We start from the raw sequence: 16143 nt of genomic DNA on the forward strand, positions 1-16143 counted from the left end.
TATAGTAGCTATAAATACATTACTGGGGCTCAATTTACGTAAAAAATGATAATCTGGCTTATCAATGTAAAGCATTTGGTCAACGGATATTTTTAAAACTAAATAAAAAAGTGGTGGAAGAAATTCCGACCACCACTATCTGGTTTTTAATCTTGGAATCTATTTATTTACAGTTTTCGTTGTAATCGACAATAACTTCATCTACAATTTGAGGAACATTGGACATCACATCATCAATCTGACTTTTAATCAATCTTCCTAATCCTGATCTTTTCTTTTCTTTTCATCATTTTTCAGTGAAGCATATGAGCCGTTTGCGAGTTTTCCTTTTGCATAGCTACAGTCTGCAATGATTATTTTAGCTTTGGCAAGTGTTAGCTCCTCCAGCTTACCGTCTTTCTTGCTGTAGATATAAGAAGGGGAGTTTCTCATTCGCTCATTTTCTTTGTCTGCTACAGCGATCTGGCCTCCTGCCGAAAAAGTAGTTGGATATCCGTATAGTTTATACACCTTGATTTTTCCGTCTGTTACCAACTCTGCAAACTGAGTGGATTTTGTAAGATTATTGAATGCTTTTAAATTACCGCTCAATCCTCCGGTTGCCGTATTGAAGCCTTCTTTGGTGTTGGTGTATTTTACCATTTCGAAATGCCTTTCATTGTTATTTTCGTCAAAGGCAACATATTCTTTCAGGTCATCTGTATCAAAAGTTTTGAATTTCTGCTTCTTTTTAGATTGATCAATATCGGAAGCAGCAACAAATTTCACTTTTTTCTGGTTCTGCCAGGGATTCATAGCATCTCCGGCTAATCTTACAATACCTTCAATCTTTTTACCGCTCTTATCAATAATGTAGCCATAGGTCTCATTGGGTCTTAAGTCATAGTCTTTATTGTCATCCTGAGCATAAGCCTGAAAAGTCATGAATGTAAATAATCCAAGAAGTAGTGTTTTTTTCATAAGGTTATCGTTTTTTATCAATTTTTGTAAATATAGCTTTTTATCGCTTAGCATGGAATGTAATAAAATACCACATTGTCAATAAAAAAGACCCGAAAAAATCGGGCCTGTAAAATATTTAAATTATTAAATCTTTTAATCTTTTAATGATAGCTATTGATACCTTTTATGTTCTTTACTTTTACTGAATAGCTTCGTAATCGGTTTAAATAATACTTTGTATTTTTCAGCATCAAAAAGCTGCGAATCGGTGAGTGCTTTATAAGTCATCCAGATTCCGAAAGGAAGAAGGATCAGGTTGGGAAGCCATGCCGCAAGATATGGGCTCATTTTTCCACTCCATGATATATTTTCAATTCCCAGGTTCATGACGTAGAAAATAATGAAAATAACGATCGCAATAATAACAGGAAGTCCCATTCCTCCTTTTCTGATGATGGAACCTAAACTCGCACCGATAAGGAAGAAGATGATACAGGTAACAGAATAAGAAACAATTCTCTGCTGGTAAATAACAATTTTGCTGAAATATTTGATATTTGGACTCAGTTCGTTCTTTTTCCCTTCTACTGTAGACTTCAAATTATCTAATCTATTGTAGGCATTATAGATGATTTCCAGTTTTTTTTCTCCTTTTACGGTGTCCAGTTTTATTTGAGGCTTTGCCGCTGCTTTGGACTTTGTATTTTTATCCATATAAGTAACGACAGCACTGGTCTGGTTTAACACATCATTGCTGATATTGCTGAAAAACTTATCGTTGTCTTTCTTATTTTTATCAATCGTTTCATTCAGCTGGCCGTAGGTCTGAAAACGGTAGTCATCTGTAATCTGCTCCTTTTCGATAGCTTTATTGATGATTTCACTCACATCAAAATGGGATACCAGTGTATCAAATTTAATAGCCTGATCGGGTTGTCTTAATTTCGCGTTTTCCGGCTTTCCTTCCAGTTTATCTTCAAATACATATCCGTTATACAGAACCAGTTTTAAGAAGTTCTTATTGGCAGCAGGGACAAACTTTCCTTTTTCAGCCACAATAGATTGCTGATCCTGGTAGGTACTTGCTTTTTTATGTACAAAAACCCCCTCTATATTTTCTCCGTTTTCTCCGTAGATTTTATCGAATTTCACCATATATCCGGGAATCTGGTCTATAAACTGTCCCGGAGTAAAATTCAGTGCCGGCTTGGTCTGGGCAATATTGAAAAGCATGTTTTTAGCCTTCTTCTGGAAATCCGGAATAATATTATTGGAAAAGAAAAAAAGCATGACTGCAAGCGCAGCAGCGACACCCAGCAGAGGAGCCATTACTCTTGTAAGAGAAATTCCGGCCGCTTTCATGGCTGCTAATTCATACCGCTCCCCAAATTCTCCAAAAGACATGATGCTCGCCAAAAGAATAGTAAGCGGAAGTACCAAACTGACTACACTTACTCCAAGGTAGAAAAGAAGTTTAAGGATTTGCCAGTAGGTTAATCCTTTTCCCATAAACTGCCCCAATTGAACCCAGATAATGTTTACAATAAAGATGAAAAACAATACGCTGAATATAAAGAAAAACGGTCCAAAGAAGGTTTTTATGATATATCGGTCTAGTATTTTTAACATTTGCCAAAATTAATGAAAAAGCCACAAAGTTTACTTGTGGCTTTCTATATTTTATGATTTTTTAAATAAATCTGATTTGCATTAGATAATTTCTGCGTTTGCTGTTTGTCTGATGCTGTTTACAATTCTGTGATCACGTAATTTTTAAATTTATTCTTATCAAAAACAAACATATTCGGATCCAGAGTCTGGTTTTCTTTATATTCTTTGATCGCAATTACAGCTACATCATTGTTATTTCCGTGCTGTTCAAGCTTTACCATCTGTTTTTTTGCAGAATCTACAAAAAGATATACGTACTTGATTCCGTTTGCTTTTACAGGGGTTAATTTAATGAAGTCTGCATTCACACCATTCACCATTTGTTTTCCGTTGTAAGTTACATTATAGTCGTTTCTGTAAGTAGTAAGATAGTTGATCGGGGAGAACATACTGCTGCTTCCGTTGGGTTTTGCTGTTGTTACTTCCATATCGTCTGCATTGATATTATAGATTTTATTCCCGTCAAAAATCTGCTCGGTATCCATAATCTTCAACTTGTATTTGTTGCCGGCTGAATAATAAATTCCGGGCTCTGTTTTAGAAACCTGTCCATTGGCTCCGCTTCCAAAAGAAAATTTAAAATAAGAATTCTTTTTGGAATTGTAATTGGCTGTGATGTCATCCAATATCTTTTTAGCCTTTGCATCAATTTTTTGTGCATTGGTTAATCCTACTGCTCCTACAACAAAACTTCCTAATATAACCTTTGAAATAATACTTTTCATTTTTTTAATTTAAATACTCTTAGATTTTTTTTAACTGATAAGGATAAACATGTTATTTTCCTTTATCTACGCAGATCTTCCAAAAACTGTTCCAAAGAATTAAGATCACTAATGATCACCTCTCTTGCTTTAGCCCCATTAAAGCCTCCAACAATACCGGTTGCCTCTAGCTGATCCATAATTCTTCCCGCTCTGTTATATCCCAGCTTCAATTGTCTCTGAAGCATTGAAGTAGATCCCTGCTGTGTAGAAACGATAATTCTTGCTGCCTCTTCAAATAATGCATCTTTTTCGTTAGGATCGAAGGTTCCTACTGTACTTGAAGCATCCTCAGAAACATATTCAGGCAGTAAAAATGCTGATGCATATCCTTTTTGTTCTCCGATGTATTCTGCGATTCTTTCCACTTCAGGTGTATCTACAAAAGCACATTGAAGTCTTAAAATTTCATTTCCGTTAAAATAAAGCATATCCCCTTTACCAATCAGCTGATCTGCTCCCGGAGAATCCAGGATTGTTCTGGAGTCTACACTTGAAATTACTCTAAAAGCTGCTCTTGCCGGGAAGTTGGCTTTAATCATACCGGTAATTACATTCACAGAAGGCCTTTGTGTTGCAACGATAAGGTGTATTCCTACTGCTCTTGCAAGCTGTGCTAATCTGGCGATCGGCATTTCAACTTCTTTTCCGGCCGTCATGATCAAATCTGCAAACTCATCAACCACTAAGACGATATAAGGTAAATATCGGTGGCCGTTTTCCGGGTTTAGCTTTCTTTCCGTGAATTTTTTATTATATTCCTTCAGGTTTTTACAGAATGCATTTTTAAGAAGATCATATCTTGTATCCATCTCAATACAAAGAGAATTCAGCGTATTGATTACTTTGTTGGTGTCCGTGATAATGGCATCGTCTGTATCCGGAAGTTTAGCCAGATAATGTCTTTCGATTTTTGAATATAGTGAAAGTTCCACTTTTTTAGGATCCACCATTACAAATTTCAGTTCACTCGGATGCTTTTTATAGAGTAGGGAAGTCAGAATGGCATTGATACCAACCGATTTACCCTGTCCTGTAGCTCCGGCCATCAGCAAGTGCGGCATTTTTGCTAAATCCGCCATGAAGACTTCATTAGAAATCGTTTTTCCGAAAACAACAGGTAGGTCCATATCCGTATTCTGGAATTTATGGGAAGCAATCACAGAACGCATAGAAACCATAGTAGGATTTTTTCTCGGAACTTCAATCCCGATCGTTCCTTTTCCAGGCATTGGTGCAATAATCCTGATTCCTAATGCAGAAAGGTTTAAGGCAATATCATCCTGTAGTTTTTTAATGGCAGATACCCTGATTCCTGCTTCTGGAACAATTTCGTATAAAGTAACGGTAGGTCCTATCGTTGCTTTAATTTCAGAAATTCCTACGTTAAAGTTTTTCAGAAGGCCTACAATTTTATTTTTATTTTCCTCTAATTCTTCTTGGTTGATAGAAATTTCTTCATTTCCATAATCTCTCAATAAATCAATAGTAGGCATTTGGAAACCTGCAAGATCTAAACGGTGGTCATACAAACCGTGCTTGTCAACAAGCTCCTGAGATTTTTTATCCGACTCGTCCAGTACATCAATAACCGGTGCTACTTCTACATTAAACTTAATGTTTTCTTGTGGCGGAGTCACCACTGGTGTAGAAACCGGAGGTTTTATATCAAAAGCTTGTTCCGGAGTGGAAAGCGGAACCTGAGGTTTTGTGTTAAGATTTACATTTAGAGGTTGGGAAAAATTTTTCTCATCCTCAAAAGAAGTATGATTAGGGGTTACAATCGTCGTTTCTACTGTTGGAGCGATAGGAACTTCAGGAAAACCTTTCGGGACTTCCACAGGCTCCTGAACTTTCACAGGCTTGGCAGTGGTATCTGTTACCGTGATATTGGATGGAGTTTCGTGAACTTCTTCCTCCAGCTCTTCATCAGCCTCAAAGTTTTCATCAGAATTAGGCATCATGGATTTTACCTTTCCAATGGTGTTTTCATTGATACTGTTGAATTTCGCTTTAATAGAACTTGGGCGAAGGTTAAATTCTAAGATGAAATATAAAAGAATGCTTGATGCCAACACCAGCCAAAGGCCAACTGTTCCAATAATAGCATTCAGATAATCCATAATCTGGTATCCGTATACACCTCCTAAAACGCCTTGGCCTTTTGTTAATGCTCCCATAAATATAGGAAGCCAGCAAATGAAGAACAGAGAATGTCCTATGGTTTTCCAGGGTTTGAATATTTTCTTTTTCAGAATCAGTGTGCCCACTACTAAAAATAGGAATGCAATGATAAAGGAAGCGATGCCGATGCTTTCGAATATAAAAATATTCCCCAGCCAGTCGCCGATTTTACCAAATATATTTGAAGATTTTATACTCTTGTCAAGCATTGTCCCGGCCTGGCTTTGGTCTGCTTTCCAGTTCATTAAATAAGAGATGAACGAGAAGGCAAGGACAACGGAAAGAAGTACAAAAGTAAGCCCGAAAAATATACGTGGCTTAGATAAAATTCTGCCTGTTTCAGGTGATTCTGTTTGCTTTGTTTGTGTCTTTTTATCCATAATATCAATGAGGCAAATTTAATGTTTTTTCAATACTAAAAGAATCTTTTTTCATCAAAAAGAAAGGTTACTATATATTCAGTTTCTGAAAGTTGATCTGCTTTATATAAAGCATTATTGTTTAAAAATATTGAAAATAAATTAAAAAAGCACTTCATTTTTTTTGAACCGATTCAGAATACATCCTAAAAACTCCCATACATTTTCAGAAAAAATAACTGTGAAAATGCATGAGGGAAATAGACTGACTCAATAACAGATATAGCTATTTTTCATGCGCTTTGTTAAGTGTTTTTGATATTGAATTTTCGGTATTATTTTTTATATTATTAAGAACAATTCAAAATAACGATTATACGGTTGAAAATGATAAAAAACAGTTTTTTTTATCGACCTTTTATTTAATCATCCTTATTTTTGCATGTCAAGTAAAAAAAATTCATGAAGAAGCTCCAAGATATTCTTATCTCAACCAGAACGATGGCTGTGTTGCTGTTGATCTATGCATTTGCGATGGCATATGCTACGTTCTTAGAAAACGATTACGGAACGCCCACTGCGAAAGCGTTAATTTATGAAGCAAAATGGTTTGAATTAATCATGGTGCTGCTCATTCTTAACTTCATAGGGAATATCGCAAGATATCGACTTTGGAAAAAAGAAAAATGGCCGGTTTTAATGTTTCACCTTGCATTTATTTTAATTTTCATTGGGGGTGCTATCACAAGATACATCAGTTTTGAAGGGCAGATGCACATCAGAGAAGGGGAAACTTCAAATGAAATCGTAACCGATAAAAATTTCTTTAAGATTCAGATTGAAGAAAAAGGAGATGTTCTTAATTATCAGGATGTTCCTTACCTGATGTCTCCGTTGCATAAAGATTTTAATGCATCATATGATTTTCATGGAAAAGAAGTGAAAGTTTCTGCAGTACAATACATTCAGAGAAAAAAAGACAGCCTGATTGCTGATCCAAATGGTGCGGAATATCTTCATTTGGTGTCGACAGGGCAGACCGGAAGACAGAATATTTACATTAAACCGGGAGAAACAAAATCGATAAACGGAACATTGGTTACCTTTAACAGATCGATTGACGGTGCTGTAGAATTTAAAAATGAAGGCGGGAAATTATTTGTTAAAACTCCTGTGGATGCTACTTATATGACCATGGCTACACAAGCTACGGGAAATACAGTTAAAGATGAATTCCAGCCTCTTGCATTAAGAAGTTTGTACAGCATCAATGAATTAAAACTGGTAGTTCCTGAAGGTCTTAAAAAAGGAAGATTGTTGGCCTTTGAAGGTGATAGAAAGAAAGATCAGGCTGTTCCGGATATGCTGACAATTGAAATTCAGGGTCCGAAAACAAAACGTCTTGTTGATTTGTCAGTAGAAAAAGGAAACCCTAATGCCTTTAAGCAGGTAACAATGGATGGGCTGAACATGATGGTAGGTTACGGCCCTAAAGTGTACAATACTCCGTTTGCATTGAAATTAGATGATTTCGTTATGGAAACCTATCCGGGAAGTTCATCACCGAGTGCTTATGAAAGTCACATTAAAATTATTGACGGAGGTAAAGAAACTCCTTATAAAATCTATATGAACCACGTTCTTAACCATGGCGGATACCGTTTCTTCCAATCCAGTTTCGATCCGGACAGAATGGGAACTGTACTTTCTGTTAACCACGATTTCTGGGGAACATTGATTTCTTATATCGGATATACCCTTCTGTTTTTAGGAATGTTTATTATTTTCTTCTGGAAAGGAACCCATTTCTGGAAATTGAATAAAATGCTTACCGATGTTAATAAGAAAAGAGCGGCCGGTGTACTTTTACTGTTTTTAAGTTTAGGTTTACAGGCTCAAAAAATTGAAACCCACGGAACAAGCGATGGAAGCAGAGAGCATGTACATGTAGAAGGTGACGGACACACCCATGCGGTGGCTCCTGAAACGGCACATGTACAGGAAGGTGCAGCACCAAAACAGAATTCTCTGGCAGCACCGTTAAGCAAAATGAAACTGATTTCTGCGGATGAGATCATTGCGAGAAATAAAATCAGCAAAGAACATGCAGATAAATTTGGATATCTTTTGGTTCAGAATTTTGAAGGAAGAATTGTTCCTATTAATACAGAAGCATTGGATGTTTTAAGAAAACTATACAAGAAAGATAGTTTTACTGAAGAGGCCAGCCCTTGGAAAAAGTTCCTGGCAAAGTTAGGTCTTGCTGAAGTAAAAACAATGACTGCCAATCAATGGTTTCTTTCGGTAAATACAGATACTCCAAGCTGGACTATGGTTCCTATGATTAAAGTGGGAACAAAAGGCGGAGATGAATTAAAGAATAAAACAAAGGCTGATGAGGAAGGATACACTTCTTTGATGAATCTTTTCCCGGCAGATGCTAACGGTAATCTTACTTATATCTTAGAACATGATTACAACACGGCATTCCGTAAAAAACCTGCTGAACAGACTAACTATGATAAAGAAGTAATTGCTGTAAATGAAAGAGTACAGATCTTCAATGAGTTCTTTAGCGGTCAGTTTATGAGAATTGTTCCTGTGAAAAATGACGCCAACCATACCTGGCATTCATGGTTAGATCAGAAATTCGAACCGGATATGGAATCTCAGCAAGTGATGGGGCCTTATTTTGCAGAAGCGCTGGCAGCTCAGAAATCAGGAGATTGGAGCAAAGCGGATGCTGAATTGGCAAAGCTATCAGACTATCAGCAGAAATGGGGGAAAAGTGTAGTTCCTGCAAAATCAAAAGTAGATCTTGAAGTATTCATGAATAAAGCAGATATCAACTTCAAATTGTTGATCTTCTATACTCTTATTGGTGGTCTTCTTCTGATCTTAGGATTTATTGAGTTATTCAAATCAAATAAGCGATTAAACAAAATAATTAAAGTAATTATTGCGGTTGGTTCAGTTGGATATTTGTTACATTTCCTAGGGCTTGTTGCCAGATGGTATATTTCAGGACATGCTCCTTGGAGTAACGGTTATGAAGCAATTATCTTTATCTCGTGGGTGGGTATTACGGCAGGTTTAGTGCTGTATAGAAACTCCAACGCTTTAATTCCGGCAGCCGGATTTATGGTGGCGGTTATTATGATGGGGTTTGCACACGGAGGTTCAGCGCTTGATCCGCAGATTACGCCGCTTGTGCCTGTACTGAAGTCATACTGGCTGATTGTTCACGTTGCAATTATTACTTCCAGTTACGGATTCTTTGCCCTGTCGATGATCATTGCAGTAATCTGTCTGGTATTCTTCATTATTGCCAATAAAGAGACGTATAAACTTCACCACGATACCACATTAAAAGAATTGGTCATCGTATCTGAAATGTCTCTTACGATAGGTCTGTTCGCATTAACAGTAGGAAACTTCTTAGGAGGGATCTGGGCGAATGAATCATGGGGTAGATACTGGAGCTGGGACCCGAAAGAAACATGGGCTTTCATCTCGATCATGGTATATGCTTTCGTACTTCACATGAGATTGGTTCCGGGCTTAAGAAGCAAATGGGCTTTCCACGTAGCAACAATGTTTGCATTCTGCTCAATGGTAATGACTTATTTCGGAGTTAACTATTACTTAAGCGGTCTTCACTCGTATGCAGCAGGAGATCCGGTTCCGGTTCCGGCTTGGGTATATATCGGATTATCTTCAATGCTTTTATTATCTGTTGTTTCTTACTTTAAGTTTAAAGTTTTAAATCAAAAATAAGACAACTCATTATATCAAAAAAATCCCGGAAATCATATTTTCGGGATTTTTTTTGTGCTATACTTTAATCGACTTAGGAAAGTAAAGCGTTAAGAAAATTAAAAACTAATTCCTTAAAAGTTCCCACTGTTTGAGAGCGGGACAGAGTTTGGGACTGAAGAACGGAAAGCAGACCAGCACGATTTTGGGGATTTTAGCATTCATTTTTCAGTCTCTAACTCTTGTTTTTTGTTTTAAGACGAAAGAAATTTGATGAAAAATGCATTCACACTACAAAATCTTCATGGTAAAAAAATTCATAATTTATATCTCATAAACCAAAATTTATATTTAGCTTTATGATATCAAATTAATATCATTATAAATTACATTTATGGAAAAAGTTTTAAAACCAATGTCAGGCTACTTAGCATTAATTATCTGCTTAGTATTGTTTGTAGCCTCAGTGTATTTCTTCATCAGCGGAGTTGATCAGAACATTCCTTTTGTAGTACTTTCGGTACTTTGTTTTCTGCTTTTCTGTTTTTTCATGAAGGGCCTGATGATCATTCAGCCGAATCATTCCAGAGTATTGAATTTTTTTGGAAAGTATGTAGGAAGCGTAAAAGATAATGGGCTTTTCTTCATCAATCCATTGTATTCATCACAAAAAATTTCGCTTCGTTCGGAAAACTTACAGGGCCAAACGCTGAAGGTTAATGATAAAATGGGTAATCCAATCGAGATTGCTGTGGTAATGGTTTGGAAAGTAGGAGATACCTATAAAGCGGCTTTTGATGTAGAACGGTATTCAGATTTCGTAAGAATGCAGAGTGAAGCTGCGGTACGTCATCTGGCAATGAGTTTCCCTTATGACAACCTCGAAGATGATCACGCACCAATTACTTTAAGAGAAGGTGGAGATAAGATCAATTCTATCCTGGAGCAGGAATTGACTGACCGTCTTTCAAAAGCGGGAATTATCATTCAGGAAGCGAGAATTTCACATCTTGCTTATGCTTCCGAAATTGCCGGCGCCATGTTGCAAAGACAACAGGCTACAGCGATCGTTGCAGCAAGAACAAAAATTGTAGAAGGAGCCGTAGGAATGGTTGAGCTGGCGTTGAACAAACTTTCAGAAAAAAACATTGTAGAGTTGGATGATGAAAGAAAAGCAGCGATGGTAAGCAATCTGATGGTTGTTTTATGCGGCGAAAAAGCGGCAACACCTATTGTGAATGCCGGAACTTTATATAATTAAATTAAACTGGATAGCAACTAGAATATAATGAAAGAACAAAAAGCTCAAAATCCATCTGAAAGCACCTCAAAAGGTAAAAAATCTTTTGTGTTGAGGATTGATGAGTCTACCTACAAACTCCTCGAAAAATGGGCTAGTGATGAATTCAGGAGTGTAAACGGGCAGATTGAGTATATGCTTCATCAAAGTCTTATAGATTCCGGGAGAAAAAAGAAAGAAGGATAAAAAAGATCTAACGATCTATAAATAATATAATTACTAATAAAAAAAGAAAAGCAGAGAATATTCTCTGCTTTCCTTTTTTTTATGTTGAATGTTTATAAGCTTATTCAAAAATCGACGAAAAATACGAGCTGATAACAGTCCAGAAATTTTTACCCAGGAAATAAATCAAAGTAGAAGTGATAATACCTTTTACCGTAAAAAAAATGATTCCTCCTACGCCAAAACGCTTAACCCACTGTTTCCATTTCGAATGATTCTCTTTTTCTACAGGTTCTTTTATAGGTGCATTACTTTCCATCACTGAAATTATAAAATTACTGTACAAAGGTAATCATGTTTATAACTAGTCCAAATAAAAATTTGTTAAAAAAATTAAAATTTTGTGATTCACATAATATTTTTATCTTTAGAGGAAACGAAAAGTAACATTTTATGTCTAAAAAAGTAAAGGATTTCGGGATCGAAAAGACTCTGATAAATCTAGGTATTAAAGATGAAAATAAAGGAACTTCGGTAGGTGGGAAGTTTTTTGCTTCAGGAAAAACTATCGAAAGTTATTCACCGTCAGACGGAAAATTAATTGGTACCATAAAAATGTCCGGAGAGAGTGATTATGAAAAAGTAATTACTACTGCTCAAAAGGCATTTCAGGAATTCAGATCAATCCCGGCACCGAAAAGAGGAGAGATTGTAAGACAGTTAGGTCAAAAATTAAGAGCGTATAAAGATGATTTAGGGAAACTTGTTTCTTATGAAATGGGTAAATCTTTGCAGGAAGGTTTAGGTGAAGTTCAGGAAATGATCGACATCTGCGATTTTGCAGTAGGTCTGTCAAGACAGCTTCATGGATATACGATGCATTCCGAAAGACCTGGTCACAGAATGTACGAACAATATCATCCACTTGGGATTGTAGGCGTTATTACGGCTTTCAACTTCCCGGTTGCCGTTTGGGCGTGGAACACAGCATTGTCTTGGATCTGCGGTAACGTTACGATCTGGAAGCCATCAGAAAAAACACCTTTCTGTGCATTTGCCTGTCAGAATATCATGAATGAAGTTCTTAAAGAAAACAATCTTTCAGAAGGTATTTCCAGTCTATTGGTGGCAGATCATGAGATCGGGCAGCGATTGGTGGAAGACAAGAGAATTTCATTAATCTCATTCACAGGTTCTACAAGAGTAGGAAGAATGGTTTCTTCTAAAGTAGCAGAAAGATTCGGGAAATCAATTCTTGAATTAGGTGGAAATAATGCGATTATTATCTCTAAAGATGCTGATATCGACATGTCGATCATCGGGGCTGTTTTTGGGGCTGTAGGAACTGCAGGACAAAGATGTACCAGCACAAGAAGACTGATCATTCATGAAAGTGTATATGATGAAGTGAAGAAAAGACTGGTAAAAGCATACGGGCAGCTGAAAATAGGAAATCCACTGGATGAAAATAACCATGTAGGGCCTCTTATTGACGTAGATGCTGTCAATCAATATGAAGAAGCGATCAAAAAATGCAAAAAAGAAGGCGGTAAATTTGTCGTAGAAGGTGGTGTGTTGTCAGGCAAGGATTATGAATCCGGATGTTACGTGAAGCCTTGTATCGCAGAAGTTAAAAACTCTTACGAGATCGTTCAGCACGAAACTTTTGCTCCTATTTTATATCTGATTAAATACAAAACATTAGAAGAAGCGATTGCGATTCAAAATGATGTTCCTCAGGGATTATCATCTGCAATCATGACTCAGAATTTAAGAGAAGCAGAATTATTCCTTTCTCATGCAGGTTCAGACTGTGGAATTGCCAACGTAAATATCGGAACTTCAGGTGCTGAAATCGGAGGTGCTTTCGGTGGTGAAAAAGAAACCGGAGGCGGTAGAGAATCCGGTTCTGACGTTTGGAAATACTATATGAGAAGGCAAACCAATACTATAAATTACACAGCTCAACTTCCTTTAGCACAGGGGATTAAGTTTGACTTGTAAAATTCTAATTTAAATCATTTAACGATTTAAAAATTAATAACCTGGAATGCTTAAATCTTTTTAACCATTCAATTTTTAAATCAAACACAGTTAACTATGGAACAAACAATTGATATAAAAGCAAATAAAGTAAAAGAAACGGTAGGCAGACACGTATTGGCAGACGGTTTCGACTTCGTGATGGATATAGAAAGATCCCACGGATCATGGCTGTATGATAAACTTTCTGACAGAGAATATTTAGATATGTTTTCCATGTTTGCATCGGCTTCTGTAGGGTACAATCACCCTTATCTTGTTGAAAGATCAGCATGGTTAGGGAAAATGGCAGTTAATAAGCCAACCCTTGCAGACGTATATTCCGAAGAATACGCTCACTTTTTAGAAGTTTTCGAAAGAGTGGTGATTCCTCAGGAATTGCAGTATGCCTTTTTTATTGAAGGCGGAACATTGGGTGTTGAAAATGCGATGAAAGCATGTTTTGACTGGAAAACCCGTAAAAACTTTGAAAAAGGACTTGATATCGAGGCAGGAATTTGCATCCATTTCAGACAGGCATTTCATGGAAGAAGCGGATATACTTTAAGCTTAACCAATACTTCAGACCCAAGAAAATATCAATATTTCCCGATGTTTGAATGGCCGAGAATCTTAAACCCTAAATTATCTTTCCCGATCACAGAAGAAAATCTTGAGGAAACGATCAAAAATGAAAGACTGGCTTTGCTGCAGATTGAAGAATCTATTTTAATGAATCCCAACAAAGTAGCGTGTATCATTATTGAGCCTATTCAGGCCGAAGGTGGCGATAATCACTTCAGAGACGAATTCTTTATCGGATTGAGAAAGATTTGTGATGATAATGAAGTTTTGTTGATTTTTGATGAAGTTCAGACAGGAATCGCAATTACTGGTGAAATGTGGGCATTCCAGCATTTTACTGCTAAACCGGACATTATTTCTTTCGGTAAAAAAGCACAGGTTTGCGGCGTTTTGGCCAACAAAGAAAAATTTGACGAAATCCCGAATAACGTTTTCAGAGAAAGCTCAAGGATCAATTCTACCTTCGGAGGAAACTTTATCGATATGCTGAGATTCCAGTTGGTAATGGAAGTAATCGAAAAAGAAAACCTTGTAGAAAATGCAAGAGTGGTCGGAGAATACTTACTGGAAGGCTTACAGAATTTAGCTCAGAAACATCCTGAAAAAATTTCAAATGCCAGAGGAAGAGGATTGATGTGTGCCATTGATTTACCTTCCGCAGCAGATAGAAATCATCTGGTTAACGAGCTTTTCAAAGATGGATTGATCATCTTATCATGTGGAGATCAGTCGATTCGTTTCAGACCTCACCTGAATGTTACCAAAGAAGAAATTCAGTTAGCGCTGGATAAAATTGAAAATAATATTAACAAAATTTAAAACCGAAGATTTGTAATTTAAAAAAAAACATTGTACATTTAGATACTCAAACGTTATAGAACTATGGAAAGAAGTACGAGAGTATCCGTTTTTGAAAGTGATAAACCTTCAGAAATTCAGTTGATCAAATCTAAATTGGATGATGCACAAATTACAAATGCAGTCGAAAACAGTTACCTGACTTTTACAACGACGCCCACGGCGACATCGTTAAAGATTATGGTAGATTTGGAAGAGGAGAAGAAAGCATTCGAAATTATTGATGCCTATCTTCAACAAAGTGAAAACCAATAAAAACAATTTCATAATTTTAAATTTTACTACTTCGAACCGAAAATTAATTTTAATTAGTTTTCGGTTTTTTAATTCAAATAATAACTACCAAATTTAATGGTACCATTGAAAAATAAAGTTCATCCCAATCCTACTGAGGTGGGCTTTAATTATTAAACCGTTAATTTTACATTTTAAATTAATATTCACACGAATGAATTCAGCAGAAATTAAATTAAGGAAAGCCGAAATTGAAGACCGGGAAATCATCTGGGAAATGATTCAGCAATCCATTGAACGAAGAAGACAGGACGGAAGTACGCAGTGGCAGAATGGCTATCCTAACATCAATACCGTAGAAAGTGATATTGCAAAAGGGTTCGGCTATATTCTTACTGTTGATGGAGAACCTGCAGTATATTCCGCTTTGATTTTAAATGACGAACCCGCTTACAGCACTATTGAAGGGGCCTGGCTGAGTAATGGCGAGTTTGTGGTGGTACACAGAGTGGCTATAGATGAAAAATTTGCGGGGCAAGGACTGGTAAAAAAGCTATTTGATCATATTGAAGAATTTACCAAATCTCATGGAATTCAAAGTGTTAAAGTAGATACTAATCATGATAATATAGCCATGTTGAAAATTCTTGAAAGCAAAGGATATTCATATTGTGGTGAAGTTGTTTTAGCAGGGGGAATAAGAAAAGCTTTTGAGAAGATTATAATTTAAGGGAAAAGTTAAATCCATTTCCATTGAATTTTTAAAACATCCTGTATTCATAAACTCTATCGGGTTTGTTCGTTTAGTTCTGAACTAATTTTCTATTTTTGGTGAAATTTTTCTAATATGCACCAAAGTATAGAAATTGATGAGAAAATTTTTCAAGATGCGGTAAAATTCTACGGAACTATTTTTAACATTCCCCCATTAGCTTCAAAAATATATGCTTATCTGCTTTTCGATTACGAAAAAGTGGGGATTACTTTTGATGAATTTGTAGAAGTACTGTCTGCAAGCAAAAGTTCCGTTTCTACAAGTATTTCTTTATTACTGAACGCACAGCTGATCATCGATCATAACAAAATGGACGAAAGGAAAAGGTATTTTTTCACCAACGACGAGTATAAAAAAATACGGTTTGAAAAAATAGTTCAGAAAATGAAGGATGAACTAAAGCTGCTGGATGATCTCAACCACTTCAAAAAAGTTCAGGATGAAGATTACAATGAAAAAATTGAAGCCTACAAAGCACTTTTAAATAAAAACATTTTAAATATTCAGGAATCTCTTAATAAACTATAA

13 protein-coding genes are annotated in these 16143 nt (G+C 36.3%); 8 read left to right on the forward strand and 5 right to left on the reverse strand.

What is annotated here, in order from left to right; genetic code table 11:
- Positions 1-258 precede the first annotated feature (258 nt).
- The 4 genes from IW15_RS19250 to IW15_RS19265 form a co-directional block, all read right to left on the reverse strand.
- Positions 259-960 carry a hypothetical protein gene (locus IW15_RS19250; RefSeq protein ID WP_131368596.1) on the reverse strand — a complete coding sequence of 234 codons (702 nt, stop codon included), beginning with the start codon at positions 958-960 and terminating at the stop codon, positions 259-261.
- Between the two features lie 153 nt (positions 961-1113).
- Entirely contained in the window at positions 1114-2571 is a 1458-nt protein-coding gene (locus IW15_RS19255; protein ID WP_034714684.1) for an LptF/LptG family permease, read from the reverse strand.
- A 119-nt stretch (positions 2572-2690) separates the two neighbouring features.
- Positions 2691-3338 (reverse strand): LolA family protein, encoded by a 648-nt coding sequence (locus IW15_RS19260; protein WP_034714686.1) that lies wholly within the window; start codon positions 3336-3338, stop codon positions 2691-2693.
- Between the two features lie 62 nt (positions 3339-3400).
- Positions 3401-5941 carry an FtsK/SpoIIIE family DNA translocase gene (locus IW15_RS19265; protein ID WP_034714687.1) on the reverse strand — a complete coding sequence of 847 codons (2541 nt, stop codon included), beginning with the start codon at positions 5939-5941 and terminating at the stop codon, positions 3401-3403.
- Positions 5942-6382: 441 nt separating this feature from the next.
- Between IW15_RS19265 and ccsA the strand changes: the two genes are divergently transcribed.
- The 3 genes from ccsA to IW15_RS19280 all read left to right on the forward strand — a co-directional run bounded on the left by ccsA (position 6383) and on the right by IW15_RS19280 (position 11162).
- Positions 6383-9697, forward strand: coding sequence for a cytochrome c biogenesis protein CcsA (gene ccsA / locus IW15_RS19270; protein WP_034714689.1), 3315 nt, complete (start codon positions 6383-6385; stop codon positions 9695-9697).
- A 373-nt stretch (positions 9698-10070) separates the two neighbouring features.
- Complete coding sequence (locus tag IW15_RS19275) at positions 10071-10937, forward strand: SPFH domain-containing protein (RefSeq protein ID WP_034714691.1); 867 nt, start codon at positions 10071-10073, stop codon at positions 10935-10937.
- A gap of 27 nt (positions 10938-10964) precedes the next feature.
- Positions 10965-11162, forward strand: a complete 198-nt coding sequence (locus IW15_RS19280) for a hypothetical protein (RefSeq protein WP_034714693.1) — start codon at positions 10965-10967, stop codon at positions 11160-11162.
- Positions 11163-11262: 100 nt separating this feature from the next.
- Here the strand turns inward: IW15_RS19280 and IW15_RS19285 are convergent, their stop codons facing one another.
- Complete coding sequence (locus IW15_RS19285; RefSeq protein ID WP_034714695.1) at positions 11263-11460, reverse strand: hypothetical protein; 198 nt, start codon at positions 11458-11460, stop codon at positions 11263-11265.
- Positions 11461-11594: 134 nt separating this feature from the next.
- Here IW15_RS19285 and amaB point away from each other — a divergent pair, with 134 nt between their 5' ends.
- From amaB to IW15_RS19310, 5 genes are all read left to right on the forward strand, one after another.
- Positions 11595-13145 carry an L-piperidine-6-carboxylate dehydrogenase gene (gene amaB / locus IW15_RS19290; RefSeq protein WP_034714697.1) on the forward strand — a complete coding sequence of 517 codons (1551 nt, stop codon included), beginning with the start codon at positions 11595-11597 and terminating at the stop codon, positions 13143-13145.
- A gap of 96 nt (positions 13146-13241) precedes the next feature.
- Positions 13242-14567, forward strand: a complete 1326-nt coding sequence (gene lat / locus IW15_RS19295) for an L-lysine 6-transaminase (protein WP_034714699.1) — start codon at positions 13242-13244, stop codon at positions 14565-14567.
- 63 nt (positions 14568-14630) lie between these two features.
- Positions 14631-14861, forward strand: a complete 231-nt coding sequence (locus IW15_RS19300; protein WP_034714702.1) for a DUF2007 domain-containing protein — start codon at positions 14631-14633, stop codon at positions 14859-14861.
- 193 nt (positions 14862-15054) lie between these two features.
- Complete coding sequence (locus tag IW15_RS19305) at positions 15055-15570, forward strand: GNAT family N-acetyltransferase (protein WP_034714704.1); 516 nt, start codon at positions 15055-15057, stop codon at positions 15568-15570.
- Between the two features lie 117 nt (positions 15571-15687).
- Entirely contained in the window at positions 15688-16143 is a 456-nt protein-coding gene (locus tag IW15_RS19310) for a P-loop NTPase family protein (protein ID WP_034714706.1), read from the forward strand.

The sequence above is a fragment of the Chryseobacterium soli genome, from assembly GCF_000737705.1.
Lineage (GTDB): Bacteria > Bacteroidota > Bacteroidia > Flavobacteriales > Weeksellaceae > Chryseobacterium > Chryseobacterium soli.

Coding starts and splice junctions, on each gene's coding strand:
- IW15_RS19250 (WP_131368596.1), bottom strand. CDS start 960: ATGAAAAAAACACTACTTCTTGGATTATTTACATTCATGACTTTTCAG.
- IW15_RS19255 (WP_034714684.1), bottom strand. CDS start 2,571: ATGTTAAAAATACTAGACCGATATATCATAAAAACCTTCTTTGGACCG.
- IW15_RS19260 (WP_034714686.1), bottom strand. CDS start 3,338: ATGAAAAGTATTATTTCAAAGGTTATATTAGGAAGTTTTGTTGTAGGA.
- IW15_RS19265 (WP_034714687.1), bottom strand. CDS start 5,941: ATGGATAAAAAGACACAAACAAAGCAAACAGAATCACCTGAAACAGGC.
- ccsA (WP_034714689.1), top strand. CDS start 6,383: ATGAAGAAGCTCCAAGATATTCTTATCTCAACCAGAACGATGGCTGTG.
- IW15_RS19275 (WP_034714691.1), top strand. CDS start 10,071: ATGGAAAAAGTTTTAAAACCAATGTCAGGCTACTTAGCATTAATTATC.
- IW15_RS19280 (WP_034714693.1), top strand. CDS start 10,965: ATGAAAGAACAAAAAGCTCAAAATCCATCTGAAAGCACCTCAAAAGGT.
- IW15_RS19285 (WP_034714695.1), bottom strand. CDS start 11,460: ATGGAAAGTAATGCACCTATAAAAGAACCTGTAGAAAAAGAGAATCAT.
- amaB (WP_034714697.1), top strand. CDS start 11,595: ATGTCTAAAAAAGTAAAGGATTTCGGGATCGAAAAGACTCTGATAAAT.
- lat (WP_034714699.1), top strand. CDS start 13,242: ATGGAACAAACAATTGATATAAAAGCAAATAAAGTAAAAGAAACGGTA.
- IW15_RS19300 (WP_034714702.1), top strand. CDS start 14,631: ATGGAAAGAAGTACGAGAGTATCCGTTTTTGAAAGTGATAAACCTTCA.
- IW15_RS19305 (WP_034714704.1), top strand. CDS start 15,055: ATGAATTCAGCAGAAATTAAATTAAGGAAAGCCGAAATTGAAGACCGG.
- IW15_RS19310 (WP_034714706.1), top strand. CDS start 15,688: ATGCACCAAAGTATAGAAATTGATGAGAAAATTTTTCAAGATGCGGTA.